Origin of the sequence: Nocardia neocaledoniensis, assembly GCF_003182135.1 — a bacterium.
Classification (GTDB): Bacteria; Actinomycetota; Actinomycetes; order Mycobacteriales; family Mycobacteriaceae; genus Nocardia; species Nocardia neocaledoniensis.
The window spans coordinates 1-9,974 of sequence record NZ_QGTL01000009.1 but is presented as its reverse complement, the minus strand read 5'-3'; the positions used below and the strand labels follow the sequence as shown (position 1 = coordinate 9,974).

Here is a 9,974-nt window from a genome sequence, read left to right as displayed (position 1 = left end):
GCTAAAAAAGTGGAGCGGGCGTCCAGTATGTTCCGAGCGGATCGCACGACCTGGGCATGAGTGTGTGCCACACCACATCCGCGTCAAATGTGTGAGCTACCACACTTTCAGAACCGGAGACTATGAGCCGAAACGTTGCATCTGCGTTGCATCGGCGCCGAGGCGGCGATCGAGCACCCGGATCTTGGCTTCGATCTGCGCATACAGGGGTGAATCACGGTCCACGGTGGCCCGGTAGGCAGCCCATGCCGCGGCGTCGTCGCGGCCCTCCGGACCCGCCGTCCACCGGCGCAGCACGCCGGGATCGGCGGAGGCGAGCACGGCGGTGCGCAGACGCACCCGAAGCTCGTCGCGGATGTCGCAGATGCCCGGCGCGGAGGAGCGAGGCAGCACCGGACCCGCGTACAAGCGCAATGCGGATTCGATATCACCGGAGTCGAGAGCCGCCCGCAAGGCCTCGACATCGGTTGCGACATGGACCCGGAGACGGTATGGGCGGGAACCGACGGCCGCGGCGCCGACCACGGCGCGCAGCCGCGACATCGCCGCGCGGATGGTGCCGTTGTCCAGATCGGTGTCGTCGAGCAGCAGCGCCAGGTGATCGGCGCCGAGCCCCTCGGGATGTTCGGCGAGCAGCAGCAGGATCTCGGCGTGCCGCTGCGACAGCGACACCCGCTCCCCCGCGACGCTCAGCTGCGGCTGCCCGAGGCCGAGCACTTCGAGTCCGAGCCTGGCCGGTTCGGCGGCGGCGTCGGCGCGATCGGTCCGCGTCGAGGCGCCGCCGTTGCCCGCGCGCATGGCCCGCAGCACCAGATCCATCTCGGCGGCGGTGGCCGCCGCCTTCACCAGAGCGAGGATCTCGGGCTTGGCCACCCGCATCCCGCCGGCAATCATCAGAACGCCGATCAATCGCCCGTCCGGCTCGTGCACCGGCGCCGCCGCACCCGTGATCTGGTGCATGCGATGGAGGAAATGTTCGGGTCCGTGGATCCAGGTCGCGCGGCCGGTGCGCACGACGAGGCCCACGGCGTTGGTGCCGATGCGGCGCTCGCTGAGATCGTCGCCCTCGCGCAGCCCGATCTCGGCGGCCGCGGCGACCTGTTCGGGGTGGCCGTGCACCGAGAGCACGCGACCGAACTGATCGGCGACGGTGACGATGAGTCCCGCCCGCGCCGCGTCCTGGACCAGCAGTTTGTCGACCAGCGGCATCAGCACCGCGAGCGGATGAGCATCGCGATACCGTGCCAGATCGGCGCCGCGGAGACCGCGACCGTCGAGGACGTCCGCCGGATCGATACCACCGCGCACACTGCGCAACCAGGACTCGAGCACGAGCGGACGCAACAGCCCGGCCAGCTGGGTCAGCTGTTCACCACCGGCGCTGAGAAAACCATGGGCCTGTGCGGCATAGGATTCCAGAGCCCCGAGCTGTGCGCCCGACTCCGTCACCTGCCGTGGGGGCCGCCCACCTGCAAGATTGCTGACCATTTGCCTTTCTTTCCCGCTACAAACTGTACCGGTGAGTTATCGGGCGACTCCCCAGAAGTGCGGGTTTGTCCGGCAGGTCACATTGTGGTAGCAGATGTCACGTCGTCACACCGCATGCCGCTCGGCTATCACCGCAGCCAGGAGCAGCACCGTGGCCTGTGGACCGCGGCGGATCGGCACCGGAAGCACGGACAGATCGGCGATCGTCAGGCCGTCGATGCCGTGCACCCGGCCGGCCGGGTCGACCACGGCACGCCGGTCGTCGGCCGGACCCATTCGACAGGTGCCCGAAAGGTGTTGGGAGGTCCCCAGATGGGCGCGCAGCCACGCGTCGTCGATCTCGCCGAGCGGCAGGCGCAGGAGTTCGGCCGCGGTGCGCACACCGGCTCGCAGCCGGGCCCGGTCGTGTTCGGCACGCAGGTAGCCCTGGTCGATCCGGGCCGGGACCGTCGGGTCGGCCGAGGCCAGGGTCAGCCGTCCCGGTGTGTCCGGCGTCATCAGGGCGACCCCCAGTCTGCGCAGGCCAGGGGTGAACATCGGGGTGTACGGGCGTAGTTCGAGGTCGTCCAGTTCCAGGGCGTATTCGAGTGCCACCGTCGACCGGACCGGTTCAGGCCCCGGATATTCGACACCGATCTCCGGATGGTCGGTGCACCAGGCCCCGACCGGCGCTGGCAGGACCACCGGGATGCCGAGCGAACGAAGCAGCGGTTCGGGGCCGATCCCGGACCGGATCAGCAGCGCCGCCGATTCCACGGCGCCCGCGCAGACGATCACCCGGTCGGCGAAGGTGGTCCCCCGCCCCCGGCCCCGCGACCATTCGACGCCGACCACACGCGACCCACGCAGCAGCAGCCGCGTCACCGTCGTCCCGCCGGTCACCGTCAAGTTGGGCCTGGCCAGCGCGGGGTAGAGATGGGTGAGGGCCGGACCCGCTCGCCGCCCGCGCGCGACCGCCAGCGGCACCCGGCCGAAACCGTCGGTGCGGCCGGGGCCCACGTACCCATTGAGATCGGCGATCTCCGCGAAACCGGATGCCGCGCAGGCATCGGCGAACTCCCGGCTGACCGGCGCCGGATCGGCCGTGCGCTCGACCGGGACCGGCCCGTGCGCACCGTGGCCGGGCGCGGTGCCGAAATCACGGTCGGTCTCGAGGGCGGCGAAGAACGGGAGGACCGCCTCGTAAGACCACATCGGGCTCGCGACGACAGCGCTCCATGCCGCGAAGTCCGCGGCGGGTGGACGAACGAAGTAGCTGCCGTTGATGGCGCCGGACCCGCCGATCAACTTGCCGCGCACCAGGTTTCCTGGGTATCGCCAGACCACCGCGGACTCGGGGCCGACCGGCAGGTGCCCCGGGTCGAGCAGCGGGCCCGGGATCAGGGCGGCCGACGCCCAGACCGGTCCGGCCTCCAGCACCAGGACCGCGTGGGCCGGGTCGGCGCTGAGCCGGGCCGCGACCACACACCCGGCCGACCCGGCGCCGACGACGAGCGTGCTGGTCACCAGCGGGAACTCAGCGCCGCGGCACGTTCGGCTTGAGCGCCTCGAAACTGCGCGCCCTGATCACGCCGAGCCACAGGCCGCTGCCGTAGGCGACATCGTCGAGGCGCTTGTAGGCGACGTAGCGCAGCGGATCGAGCCCGCCGGAATCGCGGTGGGTGAACCAGTCGGCCAGTCCGTCCGCCAGCGCCATGGTGACCGCGATCTTCCTGATCCGCCGCGAGGCGAGCACCGCGAGCAGCGTCACCGGCCAATAGTCCCGGCACATCGCCGAAGCCAGCCGCCACATCCCGGCGAAGTAGCCGCGCGCGAGATACACCGCCGCGATGCGGGTGGGGTTGTCGAGCTCGGCGAACACCCGCCGCATCCGCACCAGCGCCGTGGCCAGGGTGACCAGCCCGCCGAGCAGACCCCACTTGGACAGCGTCGCGAACAACAGGCTCGCCAGCACGGTCCAGGTGGGCACCGACAGCGGCGAGACCATGCCCCCGTGCCGCTTGCCCAGCGGCGCGGCGCCGGTGCCGTAGAACAGCTTTCGGCCGAACCACGCGCGGAAGGCCACCCGGTGGTCGTGGGCGACGTGCGCGGCCGGTTCGTAGCGCAGCCGCCAGCCCGCCCGTTCGAGCCGCCAGCACAGGTCGACGTCCTCGGCCACCTGCATCGACTCGTCGAAACCGCCCTCGCCCTGCAGGGCAGCGCGCCGCGCGAGCAGCGCCGCGCTCGGCACGTACGACACCACCCCGCGCGCGTGCACGGCCGACTCGCGCCTGCCCAGATCCAATGAGGAGCGCGTGTGCTCGTAGCGGGCCAGCGCGTTGGACTCCTTGTCGAGCGCGACGATGCGCGGCGCGACCAGCGCGACCTGCGGATCGCTGAAGTGCCCGAGCATCACCTCGAGCCAGCCGCTGCGCGGCACCACGTCGGAGTCGAGGAAGGCGACGAAGCCCGTTGTCGCCGCCCGCAATCCGGCATTGCGCGCGGCGGCGGGGCCGAGCGGGGTGTCGTGCCGCAGCACCGTCACCTGACCGCGGCCCTGCCGGGGCGGGATCCGCACCGGCTCGTCGGAGCCGTCGTCGACGACGATGACGTTGTGCCCGCGCAGGGTGGCGAGCAGCCGCATCAGTCCGTCGGCGTTGTTGTACAGCGGGATGACGACGGTGACGTCGTCGAGCGAGGGCAGCAGCCGCGGCCGCGGGTTCGCGACGCCCGAATCCAGCAGGCGCCGCGCGACGATCGCGGACTTGGTATCGGTCACCTCCAGGTACCCGTCGCCGATGAGTTCGGCGGCCTCCGGGGCCAGGCGCAGCATCCGCGCGGGGGATCCGCCGATCAGGATCCGACCCCCGGAAAATGCGCGTACCCGTGGATCGATCCGTACCCCGAAGCCGTCGGGCAGACGATCATGGCGCATTCCTCGCATGCTATTCGCACTCGCGCTCGCAGACATCATCACCCCACAAAAAAGGAGGAAAGTCCGCATGAAATGCCGCTCTGACCGTTAGCCGGACGCGTCAACAAGATCGGCAGCGCACTTTCGGCAACCGGTTCGGCCTACCCGAGCGGACTCTCGTTGCACGCCTTCGCGGGCGCCCGCTTCACCGTCAGCGGCAGTGACACGCGATTGCGCGCCCGCACCGGCCGCGAATGGTCCACCGCCGAACGCGGAATCGTGCGGCCCGGCATGGCCAGCGCGGCCTCGCCGTAGCCCTGCACGCACTCCGGGTCGGGGCCGTTGGCGGGCAATCCGGTGAAGAACTTGGCCGCCATGCAGCCGCCGCGGCAGGCGTCGTAGTGCGAGCACTTGGTGCACGCGCCGCCGTCGACCGGCTCGCGCAGTTCCCCGAACAGCTCCGAGTTCGTCCACACCGCGTCGAAACCGCCGTCGGCGACGATGTTTCCGGCCTTGAACCGGTCGTGGATGGCGAACGGGCAGGCGTAGACGTCGCCCACGGGGTCGACCAGGCACACCACCCGGCCCGCGCCGCACATGTTCAGGCCGGGCAGCGCCGAGCCGAACGCGGACAGGTGGAAGAAGGAGTCGCCGGTGAGCACGCCCTCGCCGTTGCGGACCAGCCATTCGTAGAGTTCGCGCTGCTGTTCGGGCAGCGGGTGCAGCTCGTCCCACACGTCGGCGCCGCGGCCGGACGGACGCAGCCTGGTCAGCCGCAACGTGGCGCCGTAGCGGTCGGCGATGGCCTTGAACTCGTCGAGCTGGGCGATGTTGTGGCGGGTCGCCACCACGGACAGCTTGGCGTCCTTGAAGCCCGCGTTCGCCAGGTTCTCCAGCGCCTTGATGGCGGTGGCGTAGGAACCGGGGCCGCGGACCGCGTCGTTGACCTCGGCGTCGGCGCCGTCGAGGGAGATCTGCACGTCGACGTAATCGCTGGCGGCCAGCCGGGCGGCGACCTCCTCGTTGATGCGAACGCCGTTGGTGGAGAACTTGACTCCCACGTGGTGGGCGGTCGCGTAGTCGACCAGTTCCCAGAAGTCGGGGCGCACCGTCGGCTCGCCGCCGCCGATGTTGACGTAGAAGATCTGCATGCGCTCGAACTCGTCGATGAGCGCCTTGCACTGCTCGGTGGTCAGCTCGTTCGGGTCACGACGGCCCGAGGAGGACAGGCAGTGCACGCACGACAGGTTGCACGCGTAGGTGAGTTCCCAGGTGAGGCAGATCGGCGCGGCCAGCCCCGATTCGAAGCGGTCGATCAGCCTGCCGCCCTGGGTGGTGTCGGTGGCGGCAGGCATGCGCAGCGGTGACACCTCGGTGACCGGGCCCGGCGCGGGCACGATCATGTCGGTGTCGGCCAGCTGGGCCAGCGCCTTGATGTGCGCGTCGGATACGCCGACGCCCTTGGCTCGCAGTGCCTCCCGCACCGAGGTGTGGGCCGGCAGCGCCTGCACCACGTCGACCAGGTCGCGGCTCTTGAGGAACGAGAGCTTGCGAGTGCCGAAGTGGTACAGCAGCGCACCGAAGGATTCCGGTCGCAGCGAGACCCTGGGGTGCAGGGCCCAGCGGGTGTCGAGGTCGAGCACGCCTGCCGCCATCGTCAGTACACGCCGCACATGCCGTCGATGCTGACCTCTTCGATCAGCGTCTCGGTGACCAGGTTCTCGTCGGTTTCGACGGTCGCGCGGGTGGGGTTCTCTGACATGACTTACCTCCATGGTGTTGCCGGTCACTTCGGACCATAACGTCAGTGACTGCCATAAAGAGGCGAAATCGAAAATTTCACTGTCCCGCGTCCGGCGGCGCACAGCGCCCCGCGCGGGTCGGCCGCCCCTCTAGACTGCCCAGAGCAGGACGGAACCGGGCCGACACGGTCTGAGATGGCAGTAGAGGTGAGGCAGAGGTTGCGTAACCACGCAGGGGCGGGCAGCGGGGCGAATTCCACCCTCTCGGAATCGGAGATCGTCGAGGCGGCGCTGCGGGTCGTCCGGGAGGACGGGGTGGAGAAGCTGTCGATGCGGCGGCTCTCCCGCGAACTCGGCGTCTCGCCGATGGCGCCGTACTACTACGTCGCCGACAAGCGCGAACTGCTCGACCTGGTCGCGAGCGCCGCGCTGGTCGGGGTGCGCAAGCCGGCGCGCGAGTCGGGACCGTGGCAGCAGCGCCTGCGCGATCTGATCGATCAGATCGACGATAGACTGCGCAGGCATCCCGGCCTCGGCGACATCCTGCTGGAACAGATGCTCGGCAAACAGCTCGACCTGATCGACGCTGTGATGGAGATCCTGTTCGACGCGGGGTTCAGCGACCGCAACGTGCTGGCCGCGTATGCGACCATCCACACCTACCTGTTCGGACGCAGCCGGGTGAACCCGCGCGACCGTTCCGCCCCCGCCGACGTGCTGTTGCCCGAGGCGGTGGCACGGGCCACGAAGTACATGGCGGACCTGCGCGGCAAGTACTCCTACGACTTCGGGATGGAGGTGCTGGTCGCCGGACTCGAGGCACAGCTTGCCCTGCAGGCGCGTCCCGACCTAGCATGAAACTGAAACACGTTCTAGTTTTGTTCGAGAGGACGACATGACCACAGTCGAGGTTCCGCACGGTTCGCGCTCGGTGGTGCTGCGGGTCGCCGCGGTGATCGCCGAAACGGCCGACACCCACTCCGTGGTCTTCGAGGTGCCCGCCGACCTCCGCGAACGCATGAAGTACACGCCGGGCCAGTTCCTGACCCTGCGCATCCCCAGCGACCGGACCGGCTCGGTCGCCCGCTGCTACTCGCTGGCCAGCTCGCCGTTCACCGACGACCTGCCCAAGGTGACGGTCAAGCGCACCGAGGGCGGCTACGGCTCGAACTGGCTGTGCGACAACATCTCCGCCGGCGACGAGATCGAGGTGCTGCCGCCGTCGGGCGTGTTCACCCCGAAGAACCTGGACGAGGACCTGCTGCTGTTCGGCGCGGGCAGCGGGATCACGCCGGTGATGTCGATCCTGAAGTCGGCGCTGTCGCAGGGCTCGGGCAAGATCGTGCTCGTCTACGCCAACCGCGACGCCGGCTCGGTGATCTTCGCCGAGGAACTGCGCGAACTCGTCGCCAAGCATCCGCAGCGGCTCAGCGTCATCCACTGGCTCGAACCGCTGCTCGGCCTGCCGACCGCCGACATGCTGGCCACCCTGGTGCGGCCCTACACCTCCTACGAGGCGTTCATGTGCGGTCCCAAGCCGTTCATGGACCTGGTGCACGACGCGCTGGCCACCCTCGAGGTGCCGCGCGCCCGCACTCACGCCGAGGTGTTCAACTCCCTGGCCGGTGACCCGTTCGCCGACCACGCGCCCGTGGAGATCAGCGACGAGGAGGCCGCCGACGCCGCCACCGTCGAGGTGGAACTCGATGGCCAGGTGCACGAGCTGTCGTGGCCACGCAAGCAGACCCTGGTCGACATCATGCTCGACAAGGGCCTGGACGTGCCCTACTCCTGCCAGGAGGGCGAGTGCGGGTCCTGCGCGTGCACCGTGCTCGAGGGCAAGGTCGAGATGGAGAACGCCGAGATCCTCGACCCCGAGGACATCGAGAACGGCTACATCCTCGGCTGCCAGGCGCGACCGGTGACCGATCGCCTGAAGATCCAGTTCTGAGCGGGGTTCAGCGCATCGCCCGGTAGGCGGTGCGCTGCTCCGGGGTCAGCTGTTCGACCGCGTAGCTCAGGGCGGTGCGGCCCAGTTCGGGCGCGTGCGCGTCGAGGAAGTCGGTGAGCAGCGTCGGGTCGTTCCGCTTGCCGATCTCGCGCAGCATCCAGCCCAGCGCCTTCTGGATCAGGTCGCGGCGGTCGTCGAGCAGCAGCAGGGCCAGTTCCAGTGTCGTGCTCGGATCGCCCGCCTTGATGAAGGCGAAGGTGGACAGCAGCGCGACCCTGCGCTCCCACAGCGAATCCCGTTGCGCCAGTTCGAACAACAGCGCGCGGTCCTTGTCGAGCAGCCACGCGCCGACGACGTACTCGGCGGAGGAATCCACCAGGTCCCAGTTGTTCACCCGGCCGCGCCGCACCGCGTCGAGATAGAACTCGACCATCTCCGCGCGTGCCCGCTCGTCCCTGGTGCGCGGCTTCGACGCGGCGGCGAAGCGGGCGTTCAGGATGAACAGCGCGGCGAGCCGTTCCTCGTGCACCGGGCTGTCGAGCAGGTCGCCGATCTGTTTCAGCGGGAGGGTGGTGAACCCCTTGGCCACCCGGCGCGTGGCGGGCACGCGGACGCCGAGGAAGACATCGCCTTCGCCGTACTCCCCCGGACCGGTCTTGAAGAAGCGTTGCAGGTGGATCGCGTCGGCCGGATCGGCCTGTTCGGCGAGGGCCGCGCGCACCTGCGCGGCAGTGGGTTCCCCGGTCACGACCTACCTCCGATCGATGCGCTGCACCAGCCTTTGTCATTCAACACCGGAGCACCGACGGTCAGCGGTGTCTTTCCGCTAGCGGCCGGTGGCGCCGAGGAGGCGGCCGGAGTCGAAGGTCGCGGCGCTGGTGGGCAGGTCCCCCGGCCTGCCGCTGGTGCGGACCGTGACCGTGCCGGTGCCGGTGGTGGGGCGGCCCAGTTCGTCCATCTTGCGGATCGTCTGCGCGGCGACGGCCTGGGCGCTGTCGAACAGGCGGACGCCGGCGGGCAGTGCGGCCACGATGGCATCGATGACCAGCGGATAGTGCGTGCAGCCGAGGACGACGCCCTCGACGTCGGCGGGGGTGCGGGCGGCCGCGTCGGCGATGGACTCGGCGATGGCGGGCAGGTCGCCGCGGTCGATGGCGTCGGCCAGGCCGTGGCAGGCCACCCCGACGACCTTCGCGTCACCGGCGAAGCGGGCGATCAGGTCGGCCTGGTAGCGGCTGGCCGTGGTGGCCGCCGTGGCCCAGACCGCCACCGACCGGCACTGGGCCGCCGCCGGCTTGATCGCGGGCACGGTCCCGATCACCGGCACCGCCTCGCCCACCTCGGCTCGCACCTGCGCGAGCGCGGTCACGCTGGCCGTATTGCACGGCAGCACAATCACTTCGGCCCCGAGCTCGAGCGCCTGCCGCGCCGCCCCCAGCACCCGCTCGACCACCCAGTCCTCCGGCTTGGGCCCCCACGGCGCGCCATCGGGGTCGAGCAGCAGCAGCAGATCCGCGTCGGGCCGCAACTTGCGCAACCAGGCGGCCGTAGGCAGCAGCCCGAGGCCGGAATCGATAAGCGCGACGATCACGCGTCCACCGTATTACAGCCCCACGAACCCACCCGCCCCACCCACATCGCCACGTGACGCCCGCGCTTGCCGACAGCCAGGACATCCACCCAGCCCGGAGCCGCTCGCGGAAGCCCCATCCACGTCAGGCGTCGAGGGCGGCGGTGATCTTCGCTGCCATGGCCGTGACGGCAGGGCTCGGCTTGCCGGCGTGGGTGGCGGCGTCGACCGCGACCAGGACCGTGGCGCGGAAGTCGGCGGCTTCGGTGGGTTGGTCGGCCAGCAACGTCATGGCGGCGGTGAGGGCGGGCAGGACGTGGTCGGCGAGTT

9 protein-coding genes and 1 pseudogene are annotated in these 9,974 nt (G+C 70.0%); 2 read left to right on the top strand and 8 right to left on the bottom strand.

Features of this window, described 5'->3' with window-relative positions; all coding sequences use genetic code 11:
* Nucleotides 1–120: 120 nt before the first annotated feature.
* The 5 genes from DFR69_RS22685 to mftA all read right to left on the bottom strand — a co-directional run bounded on the left by DFR69_RS22685 (nt 121) and on the right by mftA (nt 6,143).
* The gene (locus tag DFR69_RS22685) at nt 121–1,488 is read right to left on the bottom strand and encodes a GAF domain-containing protein (RefSeq protein ID WP_167456374.1); all 1,368 of its coding nucleotides are present in this window, start codon (nt 1,486–1,488) and stop codon (nt 121–123) included.
* A gap of 105 nt (nt 1,489–1,593) precedes the next feature.
* Nucleotides 1,594–2,994, bottom strand: a complete 1,401-nt coding sequence (gene mftG, locus DFR69_RS22680) for a mycofactocin dehydrogenase MftG (RefSeq protein ID WP_110039648.1) — start codon at nt 2,992–2,994, stop codon at nt 1,594–1,596.
* Nucleotides 2,995–3,004: 10 nt separating this feature from the next.
* Nucleotides 3,005–4,402 (bottom strand): mycofactocin biosynthesis glycosyltransferase MftF, encoded by a 1,398-nt coding sequence (gene mftF, locus DFR69_RS22675; protein ID WP_110039647.1) that lies wholly within the window; start codon nt 4,400–4,402, stop codon nt 3,005–3,007.
* Nucleotides 4,403–4,542: 140 nt separating this feature from the next.
* Nucleotides 4,543–6,036 carry a mycofactocin radical SAM maturase gene (gene mftC, locus DFR69_RS22670; protein WP_110039646.1) on the bottom strand — a complete coding sequence of 498 codons (1,494 nt, stop codon included), beginning with the start codon at nt 6,034–6,036 and terminating at the stop codon, nt 4,543–4,545.
* A 2-nt stretch (nt 6,037–6,038) separates the two neighbouring features.
* Nucleotides 6,039–6,143 carry a mycofactocin precursor MftA gene (gene mftA, locus DFR69_RS22665; RefSeq protein WP_110039645.1) on the bottom strand — a complete coding sequence of 35 codons (105 nt, stop codon included), beginning with the start codon at nt 6,141–6,143 and terminating at the stop codon, nt 6,039–6,041.
* Nucleotides 6,144–6,342: 199 nt separating this feature from the next.
* Here mftA and mftR2 point away from each other — a divergent pair, with 199 nt between their 5' ends.
* Nucleotides 6,343–6,981: a mycofactocin system transcriptional regulator MftR2 gene (gene mftR2 / locus DFR69_RS22660; RefSeq protein ID WP_233000858.1), complete on the top strand. Its 639-nt coding sequence runs from the start codon at nt 6,343–6,345 to the stop codon at nt 6,979–6,981.
* A 37-nt stretch (nt 6,982–7,018) separates the two neighbouring features.
* Nucleotides 7,019–8,074 (top strand): ferredoxin--NADP reductase, encoded by a 1,056-nt coding sequence (locus DFR69_RS22655; protein ID WP_110039643.1) that lies wholly within the window; start codon nt 7,019–7,021, stop codon nt 8,072–8,074.
* Nucleotides 8,075–8,081: 7 nt separating this feature from the next.
* Here DFR69_RS22655 and DFR69_RS22650 read toward each other — a convergent pair whose 3' ends face one another.
* The 3 genes and pseudogenes from DFR69_RS22650 to DFR69_RS22640 form a co-directional block, all read right to left on the bottom strand.
* A complete protein-coding gene (locus DFR69_RS22650) occupies nt 8,082–8,822 on the bottom strand; it encodes a DNA alkylation repair protein (protein ID WP_110039642.1) in 741 nt (246 codons plus the stop codon).
* 78 nt (nt 8,823–8,900) lie between these two features.
* Nucleotides 8,901–9,665, bottom strand: a complete 765-nt coding sequence (locus DFR69_RS22645) for a glutamate racemase (protein ID WP_110039641.1) — start codon at nt 9,663–9,665, stop codon at nt 8,901–8,903.
* A gap of 124 nt (nt 9,666–9,789) precedes the next feature.
* Nucleotides 9,790–9,974: pseudogene (locus DFR69_RS22640) on the bottom strand (hypothetical protein); the annotation flags it as partial.